Source organism: Undibacterium sp. Di27W (assembly GCF_049340345.1).
Classification (GTDB): Bacteria; Pseudomonadota; Gammaproteobacteria; order Burkholderiales; family Burkholderiaceae_D; genus Undibacterium.
Genome location: NZ_JBMPOS010000023.1, coordinates 38,167 through 55,396, shown reverse-complemented (window position 1 = coordinate 55,396; position 17,230 = coordinate 38,167). Strand labels below are relative to the sequence as shown.

Annotated in this window: 9 protein-coding genes; 6 read left to right on the top strand and 3 right to left on the bottom strand. The window is 52.2% G+C overall.

Going from position 1 to position 17,230, the window contains the following annotated elements; all coding sequences use genetic code 11:
• From ACO0LF_RS29135 to ACO0LF_RS29120, 4 genes are all read left to right on the top strand, one after another.
• A partial coding sequence (locus ACO0LF_RS29135; protein WP_423020537.1) for a beta strand repeat-containing protein occupies positions 1–2,051 on the top strand: 2,051 nt, incomplete at its 5' end.
• Between the two features lie 190 nt (positions 2,052–2,241).
• Positions 2,242–3,306 carry a dihydroorotase gene (gene pyrC / locus ACO0LF_RS29130; RefSeq protein ID WP_423020535.1) on the top strand — a complete coding sequence of 355 codons (1,065 nt, stop codon included), beginning with the start codon at positions 2,242–2,244 and terminating at the stop codon, positions 3,304–3,306.
• 16 nt (positions 3,307–3,322) lie between these two features.
• The gene (locus ACO0LF_RS29125; protein ID WP_423020533.1) at positions 3,323–4,123 is read left to right on the top strand and encodes a DUF3025 domain-containing protein; all 801 of its coding nucleotides are present in this window, start codon (positions 3,323–3,325) and stop codon (positions 4,121–4,123) included.
• Positions 4,124–4,242: 119 nt separating this feature from the next.
• Entirely contained in the window at positions 4,243–6,000 is a 1,758-nt protein-coding gene (locus tag ACO0LF_RS29120; protein ID WP_423020531.1) for a sensor histidine kinase, read from the top strand.
• Positions 6,001–6,016: 16 nt separating this feature from the next.
• Here ACO0LF_RS29120 and ACO0LF_RS29115 read toward each other — a convergent pair whose 3' ends face one another.
• The 3 genes from ACO0LF_RS29115 to ACO0LF_RS29105 form a co-directional block, all read right to left on the bottom strand.
• A complete protein-coding gene (locus tag ACO0LF_RS29115) occupies positions 6,017–6,820 on the bottom strand; it encodes a substrate-binding periplasmic protein (protein ID WP_423020529.1) in 804 nt (267 codons plus the stop codon).
• Between the two features lie 197 nt (positions 6,821–7,017).
• A complete protein-coding gene (locus tag ACO0LF_RS29110; protein ID WP_423020527.1) occupies positions 7,018–7,482 on the bottom strand; it encodes a DUF2147 domain-containing protein in 465 nt (154 codons plus the stop codon).
• Between the two features lie 122 nt (positions 7,483–7,604).
• Entirely contained in the window at positions 7,605–10,433 is a 2,829-nt protein-coding gene (locus ACO0LF_RS29105) for a valine--tRNA ligase (RefSeq protein WP_423020525.1), read from the bottom strand.
• 866 nt (positions 10,434–11,299) lie between these two features.
• On the opposite strand from ACO0LF_RS29105, the gene ACO0LF_RS29100 reads away from it, so the two are divergent.
• Positions 11,300–12,502 (top strand): ABC transporter substrate binding protein, encoded by a 1,203-nt coding sequence (locus ACO0LF_RS29100; RefSeq protein WP_423020523.1) that lies wholly within the window; start codon positions 11,300–11,302, stop codon positions 12,500–12,502.
• Between the two features lie 169 nt (positions 12,503–12,671).
• The gene (locus ACO0LF_RS29095; protein WP_423020521.1) at positions 12,672–17,216 is read left to right on the top strand and encodes an EAL domain-containing protein; all 4,545 of its coding nucleotides are present in this window, start codon (positions 12,672–12,674) and stop codon (positions 17,214–17,216) included.
• The last annotated feature ends 14 nt before the right edge of the window (positions 17,217–17,230 follow it).

The window sequence follows — 17,230 nt, the reverse complement described above, 5'->3', positions numbered from 1 at the left end:
ACGTTGCTAACGCAACAGTCGGCGTATCTATCGATGCAGGCGCATTGACAGCACAATCTGCACTGGACGTGACACTGGGCCGTGGCGCCAACTTCCTGCAACTCGGCGCTGGTGCAGACCGCGTTGTGTTGTTGGGTAACTATGTTGCTGGTACATACAACGTGACAGAAAACGGTGTGAACCTGAATGCACAATCCACAGCAACAGCCGTGGCACGTGTAGTCACAGACACCATCAATCTGGGTGCTGGTAACGATACACTGGTGACTTACGGTGCGATCAACCTGGCTGGTGCGCAAATCTCTGGCGTGGAAAACATTACAGCGAACTCTGCTGTTGTGATCACTGCTTCTCAGTACGCTGCTCTGGTTGCTGCGCGTGCTGCCTTGAATCTGTCTGGTCCGGTATTGACCTTCAGCGGTAATGTTCCTCATCAACTGACTATCGTTGATGATATTGGTGGTGTCAACAACATTGACCTGTCTCTGATTTCGGTCACAGGTGGTAGCCTGGTGTTTGACGTGACCTCATCTTCCAATGCAACGGGTGGTAGTGTGAATAACATGACTATCTCGAATGCGATTACGGTATCAGGTGGTGCGACGGCGATTGCTGGCGTTATAGGAACATCGCCGGTTAATGGCGGTGGCATAGCCCTGGCACCGATTGCCCTGACTGCAGGTGGTGTGTTTAACAGTACAGCAAACGTGAACGATAACTTCACAGGTAATGCAGCAGCGCTGGTTGGCACTACCATCAATGGTAATGCTGGTGATACAGACATGATCACCTTCACTGGCGGCGGCAGTATTGTTATCGGTGGTGGCACTACCATCACTAACATCAAGACAGTGACGACAGACAATACCTCTTCCAACGTGTATTTCAACGTTGCGACATCTGGTGTTACTACAGTTAATGGCGGCACTGGCAACGATAATGTGTACCTGGCCAACTCTGGCAACTCCATGCTGGCTGGCAATGTCAATCTGGGCGCTGGTACCAATTCCCTGATCATGGAAGGTAAAACTTATACTGGTACATTTACTGCGGGTGCTGGTGTTGCGGATACTTTGAGCATACTTGCTACAGCCAATATTGCTGCTGCAAACATTACAGGTTTTGAAAACCTGGGTCTTGCGACAAATGGCGCCCTCACGCTGACGACTACACAATATGCTGCTTTCACTGCGATTAGCGCGCCTGGTACGAATACATTTACATTCGCTAACGCAGGTACGGTCGTTGCTAATGCCGTCGTTGAAAACTATAACCTGGCGAATGGCACTAACACATTCACTGCTGGTACTAACACAGTGAGCGTTGTTGGTGGCACAGGTGCAGATACATTCAACTACACTGCTGCACAAATCGCGGCTACAACCACGCTGGATGGCGGCTTGGGTGCAGATACACTGAACATCGGTGCTATCGGCGCTAACTTGAATATCTCTGCTCTGGTAACAGCCGTAGAAACAATCAACGTAACTGGCTCTGCAGCAACTGGCTACACTTTCACTAACGAAAACGGTGCTGGTGTAACTCTGAACTACGCCAAAGGCGCAACAGGCGACGTAGTTGTTCTGGGTACAGGTGGCCAAACAGTCAATCTGTTGGGTACAGCTGCTACAGCAGTAACAGTAACAGGCGGCACTGGTGCTGATACGATCAATCTGTCTGCAACTGCAACTGGTGCTGAAACTATCACTACTGGTTCTGTCTTGGGTGCAATTGATACAGTGGCAAACTTCAAAGTTGCTGGCGCTGACGTGTTCAAAACTGGCACAGCAGCAACAACATTGAACTTGTTGTCTATCGCTACTGCTGATACATCAACTCTGGCAGCAGCTATCGCTACAGCAGCAACTGCAGCTGGTGCAGCTCTGGCAGCTAACACCCAGGCTTACGTTATCACTGTAGCCGCAGGTACAGCAGCTGGTACTTATGCTTTCCAAAACATCGGTGGCACTGTAGGTACTGTTGATGCAACTGACTTTATCGTGAAACTCGTAGGCGCAGGTTCCATCGTCGCTGCCGATTTCATTGCTTAATTTGGTGTAAATTGTAAGTATCAAGGCGGGGGCATATCCTCAGCCTTGATCAAATAGAGATGTAAAAACAAACAAGCCCGGCACGGTACAGTGCCGGGCTTGTTTGTTTCCAAGAGGGATGCCTGGCTGAATAGTCGAGAAATCTCTTTGAAAAAGGTAAAATGCCGGTATTCCGTCACTGCGAGCTAACATGACTGCCTCAAATTCCACCTCTTCCCTGCAACAAATCACCATTACCCGCCCGGATGACTGGCATTTGCATGTGCGCGATGGCGCGGCACTGGCCAGCGTGTTGCCGCATACGGCAGCGCAGTTTGCGCGCGCCATCATCATGCCAAATTTGAAACCACCAGTCACGACGACTGAGCAGGCAGCGGCGTATCGCCAGCGTATCCTGGCTGCTGTGCCAGCAGGCATGAATTTCGAACCGCTGATGACTTTGTATCTGACAAATAACACGCCGCCAGATGAAATCCGCCGCGCCAAAGACAGTGGCTTTGTCCATGCTGTAAAGTTATATCCTGCCGGTGCCACCACCAATTCTGATGCTGGTGTGACTGACCTGAAAAATTGCTACAAGACCCTGGAAACCATGCAGGAAGTCGGCCTGCCTTTCCTGGTCCATGGTGAGGTGACTGACCCCGAGATAGATTTGTTTGATCGCGAAGCCGTGTTCATCGATAAAGTCATGCAGCCTTTACGCAAAGACATGCCAGAATTGAAAGTGGTGTTTGAACATATCACTACCAGCGATGCTGCTGCTTATGTAGCAGAATCCGGCGGCCCGATTGCGGCAACGATTACTGCCCATCACTTGCTGTACAACCGCAATGAGATTTTCAAAGGCGGCATACGTCCCCATTATTACTGCTTGCCAGTCCTGAAACGTGAGACCCACAGACAGGCGCTGGTGAAGGCTGCCATCTCGGGTAGCAAGCGTTTCTTCCTGGGCACCGATTCTGCACCGCATGCCAAGGGTTTGAAAGAACATGCCTGTGGCTGCGCCGGTTGCTATACCGCTTTGCATGCCATGGAATTGTATACCCAGGCTTTTGAGCAGGCAGGTGCACTGGATCAGCTGGAAGCCTTTGCCAGCTTCAATGGCCCTGACTTTTATCAGTTGCCACGCAATACTGGTCATATCACCCTGGTGCGTGAAGATTGGCAAATGCCGGCAGAATTGCCGTTTGCCGATAGCAGCATAGTCCCTCTGAATAGTGGCGAGACGCTGCACTGGAAAATGCAGGTTGCGTGAATCTTTCACATCGTTCATGACACCACGTTTTTTTGATGACATAGACTGGCCGCAAGCCTGGTTTGCCGCCGTGCGCGAGCATGCGCAAGGCTTGCTGGCGGCAGATGACTGGCGTGCGCAACTTAATCAGTGTACGGTGCAGGCTGGTTTGAGCAATCATCTGGAATTGCCGCTACGCTTTATCACGCAGGAAGAACTGCCAGAAGGTTCGGCCTATGAGGCGCATATCAGTGCCACCGGCTTGGTGCCCACGCGAGAAAACCTGCATGATTTTTTCAATGCCCTGGTCTGGCTGACTTTTCCTGCTATCAAGCGTCAACTGAATGCCTTGCAGGCAGCACAAATTGCGGCTTTGGGCATAGGCAAGTCGCGTGGCCCGGCGCGTGATGCTGCCACCATCTTTGATGAAAACGCTGCCTTGTTAGTGCTTGCCGATACTGGTGAGGGTGCTGCATTGATTGCGGCCTTGCGTGCCCATGCATGGCAAGATGCCTTCATCATCCAGGCTGACAAATTTGATCGCTGCGCAGAGGTCTGGTGTTTTGGCCATGCCCTGATGGAAAAACTGGTCAAGCCCTATAAGGCCATTACCGCTCATACCTGGGTGGTCTGGGTAGACCATGCGTATTTTCAGCTGGATGCGCCAGCCAGGCGTGCCTATATCGATGCCATGGTGGCAGGCCAATTATCCAGCCAGACCCTGACGACGGCAGATTACACCCCTTTGCCAGTGCTGGGCTTGCCAGGCTGGTGGCCGCAGCAAGATGCGGCTTTTTACGCCGATCAGCAAGTGTTTAGGGCAAAGCGCGGCACTTGAATCCTGAGCAAGCGATGTTGCTGCCATTCTGGCCAGACCTGGAAAGTTTCTCTCATTGACCAGGTTTGCCACAACGGAAAGTGAATCCGCAAGAACATGGCCGATTTCAGGTAGAATATTTGAGTAAAGCGGTGCGCCATCAGGCAAATACCGTCAAGGCTTGGCCTGGTGCTTCATTCTGCTTCACCCACAGCCTGGATCTCTGGTTCAGGCAAATCCTGTCGTATGACCTTAGGCTAACACCGGAACTGGCTGCAGCCATGCTCAGCAAGCATACACATAACCCAGAATTGACCGATGCGCGACCGTCTCAGCAAAAAGCGCAGCGCTTTGCTACTTTATCTTTGCGCAAGGCTATCGTACTTGGCATAGGCCTGGGCATACTGATACCGGCCATCTTGCTAGGCACTGTGCTCGCCAGGGATAGTTATGAGCGCGAGTATGAAGTGCGTGTGCGTGGTCCTCTCAAGCAATATGCCAGCATGCTGGAACAAACCATGCCCGTGCCACTATGGCAGGTGGATGCCAGCAGCGCCCAGAGTTTTGTCAATTCCGTCATGCTTAATCCTGACGTCGTGCGCATCGTGGTTGAAGATGCCGCCCTGGGGCGCTTTGTCCATGCAGAACAAAGCAATGCGCAAAACCAGGGTTTGATTAGCGAGACCCGTGATATACGCAAGGATGGTACTGTCATAGGGCGAGTCACCATTGTCATGAGCAGCCACTGGATGGAAGAGGAGTTTTTCAAAAAATTCCTCAAGGGCGGGCTGGCCATTCTGGTGCAATTGCTGATTTCTTTTTTTCTGTTATGGCTGTTGTTCCAAAAGCGCATGATGCGTCCCTTGCAGCAATTGCAGCGTGATGTAGATAGACTGGGTGAAGGGCAATTGACACAGGCCGTGAGCGTGGCCAGGCCCGATGAGCTGGGCAGCCTGGCATTAGGCGTGGATTCCATGCGCTTGCGCCTGGGAGAATTGATGAATGAGCAAGCCAGCCACAATGCCACGCTGGAACAGCGGGTAACAGACCGCACTAAAGAATTGCATGTCTCGAATCAGGAATTGCGCACCGCCCTCGATGAATTGAATACCGCCCATGCCGAAATCCAGCGCAGTGACAGGATGGCGGCCCTGGGGTCACTGGTGGCAGGTGTTGCGCATGAACTCAACACGCCTATCGGTAATTCGGTTACCGTCGCCAGTACCATTCATGATCTCAGCAAGGAATTCAATACCAAAATGGGGCAGGGCGTCACCCGTGCGGCGCTGCAAACTTATGTAGAGAATAATTTGCAGGCCAGCGATATTCTTTTACGCAACCTCAATAGTGCGGCGGAACTGATAGGCAGTTTCAAGCGCGTGGCAGTGGACAGGACCAGTGCCCAGCGTCGTGTCTTCATGCTCGATGAAGTGGTGCGCGAAACTTTGTTGACCATGGGGACCAGCATCAAGCGCCACACGCATGAAGTACGCATGGACATCCCAGCCACCATACGCATGGATGCTTATCCGGGTTTGCTGGGGCAGATCATCAGCAACCTGATCAATAATGCAATTTTGCATGGTTTTGAGGGGCGCGATAATGGTGATATTGATATCCGGGCGCGTTTGCTGACGACGGAACCGCCGACCGTGGAATTAAGTGTGAATGACAATGGTGTAGGTATCAGCGAGGCCAATCTGGGGCGTATCTTTGATCCCTTCTTTACCACCAAGCTGGGACAAGGCGGCAGCGGCCTGGGCTTGAATATCGTCTACAACCTCGTCAGTGATGTGCTCGGTGGCAGCATACGGGTAGAAAGCCAATCAGGGCTGGGTAGCAGTTTCATCATGCAACTGCCGCTCTGCGCACCAGGCCATGAAGAAGCCATTGATTAATGCCGCAACCGTCATTTCAATGCCCGGCTTTGGCCACGTCAGACCAGCCTTGCGGGCAATTCACCTGGGAGGATAGTTTTTGATACTCACCGGTAGTACGCAATTTTTTCAGGCCAGCGTTGAAAGCAGCTACCCTGCCAGCACTCGTGGGCAGGCCACGTGACATCATCAGATGAGTGGTAAAACTGTCGGTCATCAGTTTAGGGTGGGCCGACAGTTGCGCTGCATCGGCTGGCGAGAAGTTTCGTGCCAGCAAATCACAGGTGACGTTTCTTTCCATGGGCGCAATATCAACACGCTTTAATAAGAGCAATTTCAGGGCTGCCATATCATTCGGCAGTTTTTCCATTTTCAAATCACCTTTGTTGGCCATGGCCCAGATATCAGGTGTATAGGTATAGTCTTGTATCATGGCGATGCGATAAGGGCGCAGGTCAGCCAGTTGCTGCCATTTGAAATCCAGGGCATTGCGATACACAAATACCCATTGCTCGGTGATGACATTGTCACTCAGAATAAAACTGGCATCATGTTCAGGCTTATGGCCCCAATATGCCGTGCCATCCCATTTCCCTGCACGACTTTCAGCCAGGGCGCGTGACCAGGGTAAAAAAGTAAATTCAACCTGATAGCCTTCCAGCTCGAAGGCGCGCCGCACTATGCTCAAGGCTATGCCCTTGTCAGCCCGGCTCTCGGTGGCATAGGGGGGTAATTCCCCAGTGGCGATTCTGAGTAACCGAGGTTCAGTTTTTTGCGCCCACACATAGCCATGGAATAGCAGCAGGGCAAATGAAAACAAGGACAAGCAGGTTTTTTTCATGATACCGCCTCAACAAAAGAAGGGACTCAGTAGTCCTATCATCGGCCTTATTGGCGTTTCTGGCAAGTCACTTGCTTGCGACACAGGCATGATAGTGGGCACGATGCCATGCAGTAAAAACAACAAAGGGAGCCTTGGCTCCCTTTGTTGTTTTTACTGTGATACCAGCGTTGCCTATGGTGCGTATTTTTGAACTGTCATTGCTCGCGCAACCAGGTCTGGGTGCGGCCAAACATAGGCGCACCGATATAGCCACGCACATTGAGTTTTTTGTTGTTTTCTATGATGCTGAGTTTGCTGCTATAGAGTTTGCCATTGCCCGGATCAAGTATCTTGCCACCTGTGTATTCATCACCATCTTTTTTCAGACCGGACAAGATGGTCATGCCGACGATGGGCTGGTCCTTGTTGGCACCTTCACATTTGTCGCATTTTGGGTTTTTATCGACAACATCTGCTTCCAGGAACAACTTTTCTATCTTGCCCTGTAATTCACCTGCAGTTTCGGTAATGCGTATCAGTGCCTTGGGTTTGCCTGATTTGTCATCAATGCTCTTCCACAGACCGACCGGACTTTCTTCAGCTTGTGCCACTAGTGGCAAACCAGCTAAAGCGATGAAGGTGGATAATACGCTTAACACAAGTGGAACTGTTTTTTTCATGCTGTCTCCAAAAGAAAAAACCTAGATCTCTAATTTATTGGAATTGATTGTACGTGGCAAAATTTCTGCCACGTACACTATTTTTAGAGGACCTACTTTAACCCACGGTATTACTAGGCCGATTAAGCTGCTGGCAATTTGGCAAATTGTTCACGCAGTTTTTGCAAAGTGGCTGAGAAGTTAGCGACGCGTTCTTTCTCCAGTGCGATGACTTGCGCAGGTGCCCTGGCGACAAAACCTTCATTGCCTAGTTTGGCTTCGGCCTTGGCAATTTCGCCTTCCAGACGTGCCACTTCCTTGCCTATGCGCAGGCGTTCAGCAGCGACATCGATTTCCACTTTCAGCATCAACTTGGATTCGCCGACGATGGAGACTGGTGCTGGCGAATCTTCAGGCAAGGCATCTACAACGCTAACTTCTGACAATTTGGCCAGGGCTTGCAGGTAAGGCGCAAAAGATTGCAGGCGGGCTTTGTCTTCTGCGTTCGCAGCCTGCAACAGCAGTGGCACACGCAGGGCAGGGGACAACTGCATTTCACCACGCAGGTTACGGCAGGCATCGGTCATGCCTTTCAGCGCCTGCATCCAGGCTTCTGCCGCAGTATCGACGTTTTCAGCGACAAACAGCGGGTAAGGCTGGATCATGATGCTGTCGCCAGCCGGGTTCAGGGTCTTGCCAGCCAGCGGCGCTACCGTTTGCCACAGGGCTTCGGTGACGAATGGAATGACGGGGTGAGCCAGACGCAAGATCACTTCCAGCACGCGCAAGAGTGTGCGACGGGTCGCACGTTGCTGCGCTTCATTACCTTGCTGTACCTGTACCTTGGCCACTTCCAGATACCAGTCGCAATATTCATCCCAGACGAACTTGTAGATGGCAGAAGCGATATTGTCGAAACGGTAGTCGGCAAAACCTTTTTCTATCTCTGCCTCTGCACGTTGCAGGCTAGAGATAATCCATCTGTCAGCTTGTGAGTATTCAAGATCTGCATCGGTGACGCCAGCACCAAAGCCGCAATCTTTGTCTTCGGTATTCATCAAGACAAAGCGGGTTGCATTCCACAGCTTATTGCAGAAATTACGATAGCCTTCACAGCGGCCCAGGTCGAAATTGATATTGCGGCCCAGTGATGCATAGCTGGCCATGGTGAAACGCAGGGCGTCCGTGCCATAGGCTGGTATGCCATCGGCAAATTCCTTGCGCGTGGCTTTTTCTATGCTGGCAGCCTGTTTAGGGTTCATCAGGCCCGCTGTACGTTTCGCTACCAGTTCATCCACGGTAATGCCGTCGATGAGGTCGATAGGGTCAAGCGTATTACCCTTGGACTTGGACATTTTCTGGCCGCTGGAATCACGCACCAGGCCATGTACATATACTGTATTAAACGGCACCTTGCCAGTGAAGTGCGTGGTCATCATGACCATGCGCGCAACCCAGAAGAAAATAATGTCAAAGCCGGTGACCAGTACCGAGGATGGCAGGAAGTGTTTGATGTCCGGTGTTTCTTCCGGCCAGCCCATAGTGGAGAAGGGCACCAGCGCAGACGAGAACCAGGTATCGAGCACATCATCATCACGCTTCAATGCGCCAGTGTAGCCAGCGGCAGCTGCCTTGGCTTTGGCACCAGCTTCATCATGGGCAACAAAGATTTCGCCATTGTCGCCATACCAGGCCGGGATTTGATGGCCCCACCACAACTGGCGTGAGATACACCAGTCCTGGATATTGGTCAGCCACTGGTTATAAGTCGTGGTCCAGTTTTCCGGGATGAATTTGATTTCACCATCAGCGACTTTTTCCAGCGCCACTTCAGCGATGGATTTACCTGGGAAGTGCGTGCCTTCCGGTGCTGGTTTGCTCATGGCCATGAACCATTGATCAGTCAGCATAGGCTCAATGATCACATTGGTACGGTCGCCACGTGGCACCATCAGTTTGTGTGGTTTTACCGATTCCAGCAAACCTTGTGCGTCGAGGTCAGCGACGATTTGCTTGCGGGCGACGAAACGGTCCATGCCTTGATACACGGCAGGCGCGTTTTCATTGATCTTGGCATCCAGAGTGAAAATGCAAATCATCTCCAGTTTGTGGCGCTGGCCAACCGCATAATCGTTCAAGTCATGCGCAGGCGTGATCTTCACGCAGCCAGTACCAAATTCCTTATCGACATAGCTGTCGGCAATCACCGGGATTTCACGGTCTGTCAGTGGCAGCTTGAGCATCTTGCCAACCAGGTGGATATAACGCTCGTCCGTAGGGTCTACCGCCACGGCCACGTCACCCAGCAGGGTTTCAGGGCGGGTCGTCGCTACCGTCAGATGGCCGGTGCCATCCGCAAACGGGTAGCGGATATGCCACATCGAGCCATCTTCTTCTTCCGACACCACTTCCAGGTCAGACACCGCTGTACCCAGTACCGGGTCCCAGTTGACCAGGCGCTTGCCGCGATAGATCAAGCCTTGCTCTACCAGTTTGACGAACACATCGGTGACGCTCTTGGAGCGTTCAGCATCCATGGTGAAATATTCACGATCCCAGTCGGCAGAGGCACCCATGCGTCGCATCTGGCCGGTGATGGTGGAGCCGGATTTTTCTTTCCATTCCCAGACTTTTTCCAGGAATTTTTCACGGCCCAGATCATGGCGCGAAATCTTTTGTGCATCGAGCTGGCGTTCCACCACGATTTGCGTAGCAATACCGGCATGGTCAGTACCCGGCACCCAGGCCGTGTTGTGACCGCGCATGCGGTAGTAGCGCGTCAGGCCATCCATGATGGTCTGGTTGAAGGCATGGCCCATATGCAGGGTGCCAGTCACATTCGGCGGTGGCAGTTGTATCGAAAACGAGGGTTTGCCTTCATCCATGGTGGCGGCAAAATATCCACGTTTTTCCCACTCGCCGCGCCAGGATTGTTCGATTTCTGCGGGCTCAAAAGACTTGGCTAATTCCATAATATGATCTGCGGTGATTGCTAAACCTTTGATTATAAGTGAGGAAAGTGCAGAAGGCGGTTTTTCCTGCAGGTCACCTGAATTTAAATTGTCCGAAAGATAAGGAATATTTTAAATCTTGTCACTTGTCAGCTCCATTGTGACAAATGCTGCATTGCCCTGATGCATCTTGCTTGTTGTTGCCGGAAGGATTGGATTAAGATACTTATAAACCTCTGGGGACATGATGAGACATCTTATCAATACGGCATTTGTCCTGAATTTTGCCTTGCGGCGAGCTTGCTCCCAGCTAGTGCGGGCAGGAAAGCAGAATAGGCATGTGAATCAGAAAAATCTATTCGCGGTATGCGGTGATCAATCTGTCGCCGGTGCTGCTGCCGGTTTAATTCTGCACTACGCCGTCGTTGTCGCAAGTAGGATGGCTTATATATAGACATATAGACACCTTTAAAACGCCATTAAGTGCGAGTAAGCGCCATTGACACATCGATATCAAGGATATATCAAAAACCCTGTCCTGCCTGTCTCCCTTCTTTGCATTGCATTGCGAGTTGTGCAAATTGAATCATTGGCTGGCATGTAAATAATAAAGCCTGAGCAGACGGAGGTTTAGCGTCATTGAATTAGATATTGGGGCATGAATAAATCTGTTAATGTTAATAGTTAAGCTTAAATATAAAGTGCTGAATCAGACTATGCCCGTCTTCTCGCGCTGAAGGCTGAAATAAGCCTGAAAACAGTGACTAAATTTGAAATAAATTTGAGCAAGTTTCCAAGTAAGCTATTAAGTACGCGAGGCAAATAAGCAACGCAAATGAGCAAGGGAAATCAGTAGCGAAAATCGTATTGGTGCCTGGAAAATTTTCTTGAACACCAAAGAAGGAATGAAATACTTGATGGCGGAAAATCACTTCCCCTCTTTTTTCCATATTCTTGCTTCCATCGCCCGTAAAAAAACTGGCTGGAAACTGGGAGTGTTTCATCGCGCCTGTTATTTTATTCTTGTCGTTTTTAGCTCCATGTGTTGCCTGCCCAATCCAGCTCAGGCACAGCAGGGCATGCCAGGTCTGGCAATGTTGCAAAATCAAACACTACATGTGCCAACACCGGCCCTGGCGCAAGATCTGCGCATGGGGCGTCAATATGGTGAGCATCTGGTCTTCGCAGATGCTGCTGGCCAGGTGAAACGGCAGGATGCCAGCAACGGCGGCAGCCTGGCCGTCTTGTATCCCGATATGGGGGAGCCGTACCGTAGTATTTTCGCCAAGATCATCGAGGGCATAGAGAGTAAATCACGCCTGCCTGTCATCAGTATCCCGATAGGCGCAAAACTGGATGCCGCGGAATTGAATGCGCAGTTAAAACGCAGTGGTGTCAAAGTCGTCATTGCCCTTGGTCGCCAGGGGGTCAAGCTGGCCAATGGCCTGGACAGGGAAATTGCCGTCGTGGTTGGTGGCGTACTCAATCTGCCTGAAAATGAAAGTCGCAGCATGACGGGTGTCAGCCTCATGCCTGACCCGGTACTCTTGTTTTCCAGGTTAAAAAGTTTATTACCCAGTGTTAAAAGAGTCATCGTCGTCTATGACCCAAAAAACAATGAATGGTTGATCAAGCTGGCGCGCGAGGCGGCCAAGCAGCAAGGCCTGGAATTACTGGCCTATGAAGCCCGTGACCTGGCAAGTGCGGCCCATCAATATGAAGCCGCCTTTGCCGGTGCGGACAAGCGTGACGCCCTGTGGCTGCCGCAAGACTCCACCACTGTGGAAGAGGGCAGCATATTACCGCTGGTCTTGCGTGAATCCTGGAGCCGGGGCATTCCCTTCTTTTCCAGCAGTTTTCTACATGCTAAAAAAGGCGCCCTGTTTGCCCTGTATCCCAATAATCTGGAACTGGGCCAGAGCCTGGCACAGGCTGCCCATAGCGCCCTGAGCGGCGATAGTCGCAAGTCTGGCGTTTCTTTATTGCGTGAAGTACTGGTCGCAGTGAATTTGCGCACGGCCAGCCATATAGGTTTAAACATTGATTATCAAAGTCAGCGAAGTTTCGATTCGATCTTTCCTGAACCCTGAATGAGATGCACGGCAGACCACTGGCAAGCCTGGTCTGCATGTGTAAGAGTGAACGAGGCAAGCATGTCGGAGACCGCTAGGGTAATGACATGATCTTGAATATTCTGGACATACGGCTGTTTGCCAGCGATGTTGCATGGTGAATGGCCTTCAGTAATTTGGTTCAAGCATGATGTTTTTCAGCCACTACTTTCGACGCATAGGCTTCAGCCGCCAGTTGACGATCATTATCACGGTCGCCATTCTGGTGCTGGCGCTATTTTCCTCCATCATGAATTCATGGCAGGCCAGCCATCGCATGCGAGCGTATTTTGTTGTGCAAGGCCAGCAAGTGGCAGAAAACCTGGCGCGACAAAGCCGTCTGGCCCTGCTCTATCATTCTGCAGATAATGCCAGGGAAGTGGTGGCTACTACCCTGGCTTTTCCCGATGTGCTGCAAGTCGAAATCGCCAATGCTGAACACAAAGTGCTGCTCTCACAAAGCAAGCCCGGTGTCGTCTTGCCGCAATTGCAGGCGCACCCGACGGGGCAGCTATCGAATGCCAGGCTGGAGCAAGAAAGCGATCAGGACTGGCGTTTCAGTGCGCCGGTATTTGGCGGTGAAGCAGAAGCTTCGCCTTTTGAAGTACAGGAAAGCAAGCCGCAATTATTGGGTTATGTGCATGTGGTGGTTGGCAAGACTACGCTGGACAAGCTGGTCTGGTCCTTATTGCTGGGCAATCTTGCCATCACATTCTCGTTCGCCCTGATCCTGCTGGCCGTAATACGCCTGATGTCACGCCAGATGATACGTCCGCTGAATCAATTATCTTCCCTCATGGGCAGGGCGGAAGCTGGTGAGTCTGGCATGCGCGCCACCCCCCAGGGCTCGAAGGACATCATAGAAATGGCGCATGCCTTCAACCAGATGATGGCCGTGCTGGAAGAGCGCGAGGCAGAGCTCAAGCATTCACGCGACCAGGCCTTGCACACCGCCGTCATGAAAGCCCAATTTGCGGCAACTGTCAGCCATGAAGTGCGCACACCTTTGAACGGCGTGGTTGGCATGCTCGACATGTTGAAAGAAATGCGTCTGACCAAGCGCCAGCGCGAATGCGTGGATGTGGCCTGGAATTCATCCCAGGCCCTGATAGAGTTGATCAACGACATCCTGGATTTTTCCAAGATGGAAGCTGGCAAGGTCGAAGTCGAGGAAATTGAATTCGACTTGAATAAGCTGCTTGCCGAAGTGCTGGAACTATTATCCAAGCAAGCCCAGCAAAAAGGCCTGGAACTGGCTTACCTGATCGCCGATGAGGTACCGCTGCGTATCAAGAGCGATCCCCTGCGCTTGCGCCAGATACTGATTAACCTGATCGGTAATGCCGTCAAGTTTACCGAGCGCGGCGAAGTGGCGGTGCGTGTCGTGCTGGCCCAACATGCAGACAGTACGCAAGCAGATGCCATCCTGAAATTGCGTTTTGAAGTCAGCGATACCGGCATAGGCATGTCAGCAGATGCAGTGGCCAATGTATTTGAATCCTTTGCCCAGGCTGACCGCTCCACTACTCGCAAATATGGTGGCACTGGCCTGGGCCTGGCAATTTGCAAGCAACTGGTGGCACTATTGCATGGAGAGATAGGCGTCAGCAGCATACCTGACCAGGGCAGCAATTTTTATTTCAGTATGCAATGCCGCGCCAGTGCCGTCGATAAAACCAGTTCACTCAGTACGGATCTGCAGGACGAACGCATACTCATCGTGGATGCCAGCGAAATCCTGCGTAGTTTCCTCATGCAAAACCTGTCGCGTCATGGCATCTTGTGTCGTGCCGTTGGCGATGGTGTGCAAGCCCTGGCCTTGCTGGATCAGGCAGCCAGGGATGGTGCACCGCATTCACTGGTCATCATGGATGTGGCCAGCATGGATGACAGTGGTGAAGAACTGGCGCGCCGCCTGCGTAATGATCATCGCTACAGTGGTGTCCGTACTCTGGCGCTGGATCGCTATGGTAACAGCGGCGAAAGCAATCCTTCATCTGCCGATATTTGCCTGGGCAAGCCTGTGCATATGGAAAGATTGCTGGAAGCCTTGCGTCATTTATTGCTGACCACGGCCAATTTACAGACATCCACGGCGGCCACGGCGCCTGCACCGCTACAGTCCAGGTCGGTTGAAGTGGCTCGCCACGCAGGCCATGCTGGTCATGCCAGTAATGGCAGCCATAGTGGACAGGGCGACTGGCGTGTACTGGTGGTAGAAGATAACCGCACTAATCAGATGGTGGCGGCAGGCATGCTCTCGCTGTCAGCCTGTCATTGCGAATTTGCAGGCAATGGCAAGGAAGCAGTGGAAGCAGCGCGCCGTAATCGCTATGATTTGATACTCATGGATTGCAGCATGCCAGAAATGGATGGCTATGAAGCCACCGTGCGCATACGCAGTTACGAAGATGGCCTGGGGCGGCGTACTCCTATCGTCGCCATGACCGCCAATACCCAGCGCGGGGATGCGGAAAAATGCCTGGCAATCGGCATGGATGATTATCTGGCCAAGCCCATCACCCTGGTTGAGCTGCGCCAGAAACTGGAGCGCTGGCTGACACACGGCGGTGCCGCCGGACGTGCCATGCCAGCCGATGGGCACTTGCAAGCGCTGGACAGCAATCCCTTGGACCGTGCTGTTTTCGATAAATTGCGTGACATACTAGGGCCGGGCTTGCAGCAGACGGTATCGCTATTCCTGGAAGACACCCCCATCTACCTTGAGCAATTGCATCAGGGCTTGCAGCAGGGCGATGCCGAGCTGGTGCGTGCCATGGCACATTCCATCAAGGGTAGCAGTGGCAATCTGGGGGCGACCAATCTCTTGCAGTTTGCCAAGGAAGTCGAACAACTGGCGCTGGAACGGCACTTGTCGGAAATCCCGCCCTTGTTAAACAGCCTGCACCAGGCTTATGAAACGGTGGCGGCTGAGCTGGGGAATGAAGTTTTCCTTGAGGGACGTGAAGCCGTCAGCCACAGTCGTGAAGTTGCCAAGGTACTGGTGGTGGATGATGACCGCAGTACCCGGAGCACCTTGCGCCATACCCTGCAAAGAGATGGTTTTAAGGTGGAAGAAGCAGCAGATGGTTCGCAAGCCCTGCTGATGCTGAAACGCATGCGGCCCGATGTCATACTCATGGATGCCGTCATGCCCGTGATGGATGGTTTTACGGCTTGCAGCCTGATACAGGAAATGCCACGCGGTCGCAGCATACCCGTGTTGATGATTACTGCCCTGGAAGACAATAGCTCGGTAGAACGAGCCTTCGCTGCCGGTGCCTGCGACTATATCCCCAAGCCCATCCACTTTGCCGTATTGTCGCAACGCGTGCGCCGCATCATAGAAGCCAACCAGGCAGAAAAACGCATACGCCATCTGGCTTTTAATGACGTGCTGACAGGCTTGCCAAATCGTACCCAGTTCCTCGACCAACTGGGGCGCAGGCTGGCCCTGGCCAAGGAAAATGTGGAATCAGTGGCTGTGCTATTCCTTGATCTGGACAGGTTTAAAAACGTTAATGACACCCTGGGTCATGATGTCGGTGACCGCTTGCTGATCGCCGTTGCCCAGCGCATACGCCGTAGCGTGCGCAATGCCGATTGCGTGGCGCGTCTGGGTGGTGATGAATTTACCGTGGTACTGAGCGAGCTGGCTGATCCGGCAGCGGCAGCTTCAGCCGCACAAAATATTTGCCGCACCCTGGCCAAGCCTTTCCAGATAGATAGCCATGATATATTCGTCACCGCCAGTATAGGTATTTCTGTCTACCCCAATGATGGTACCGATGTTGGTACCCTGGTCAAGCATGCCGATACGGCCATGTACCGGGCCAAGAAAACCAATACCGACTTCCAGTTCTTTGAAGCTGCGATGGAGCATTCGATTTCCGAGCGCGTGCGCCTGGAAAATGATTTACGCCGCGCGCTGGAGCGCAATGAACTGGCAGTCTTCTATCAGCCCCAGGCACGCATGGACAATGGTGAGATCATAGGGATGGAAGCCCTGGTACGCTGGTTCCATCCTACCCGTGGCATGGTGTCTCCGCTGGAATTCATCCCCATGGCAGAAGAAACCGGGCTCATCATTGCGCTGGGTGAATGGGTGCTACGTACAGCTTGCGCGCAAATGCGTAGCTGGATGGATAAAGGTCTGGGGCATTTACGGGTGGCCGTGAATTTATCGGTCAGCCAGTTATTGGAAAAAGACTTTGCCGGCACGGTAGAGCAAGTTCTGGTCGACACGGGTTTGCCTGCCAGAATGCTGGAACTGGAGATTACTGAAAGCACCCTGATGGAAAATGCCCAGGATACCCTGGCTGCGCTGGATCGCTTGCGCAGCCTTGGCGTCAGGTTGACGATCGATGATTTTGGTACTGGTTATTCATCGCTTTCCTATCTCAAACGCTTCCCTGTCGATATCATCAAGATAGATCGCTCCTTTGTGCGCGATATACCGGGCGATGCCGACGATGCCGCCATTGTGACGGGCATCATTGCGCTGGCGCATAGCCTGCGTCTGGAAGTGGTGGCCGAGGGAGTGGAAACCCGGGAGCAACTGGATTTCCTGCGTGCTCAATCCTGCGATATCCTGCAAGGATTTTACCTGAGCAAACCTATACCGGCGCAACAGCTGGAAGATGAAATATTGAGTCAGGTTGGAAGTCTTTTCCTGGATCAGCATGGAAAATGAACAGAAAAAAATAA

Bases quoted from the DNA above. Each gene is read 5' to 3' on its own strand.
- pyrC (WP_423020535.1), top strand. From the start codon at position 2,242: ATGACTGCCTCAAATTCCACCTCTTCCCTGCAACAAATCACCATTACC.
- ACO0LF_RS29125 (WP_423020533.1), top strand. From the start codon at position 3,323: ATGACACCACGTTTTTTTGATGACATAGACTGGCCGCAAGCCTGGTTT.
- ACO0LF_RS29115 (WP_423020529.1), bottom strand. From the start codon at position 6,820: ATGAAAAAAACCTGCTTGTCCTTGTTTTCATTTGCCCTGCTGCTATTC.
- ACO0LF_RS29110 (WP_423020527.1), bottom strand. From the start codon at position 7,482: ATGAAAAAAACAGTTCCACTTGTGTTAAGCGTATTATCCACCTTCATC.
- ACO0LF_RS29105 (WP_423020525.1), bottom strand. From the start codon at position 10,433: ATGGAATTAGCCAAGTCTTTTGAGCCCGCAGAAATCGAACAATCCTGG.
- ACO0LF_RS29095 (WP_423020521.1), top strand. From the start codon at position 12,672: ATGATGTTTTTCAGCCACTACTTTCGACGCATAGGCTTCAGCCGCCAG.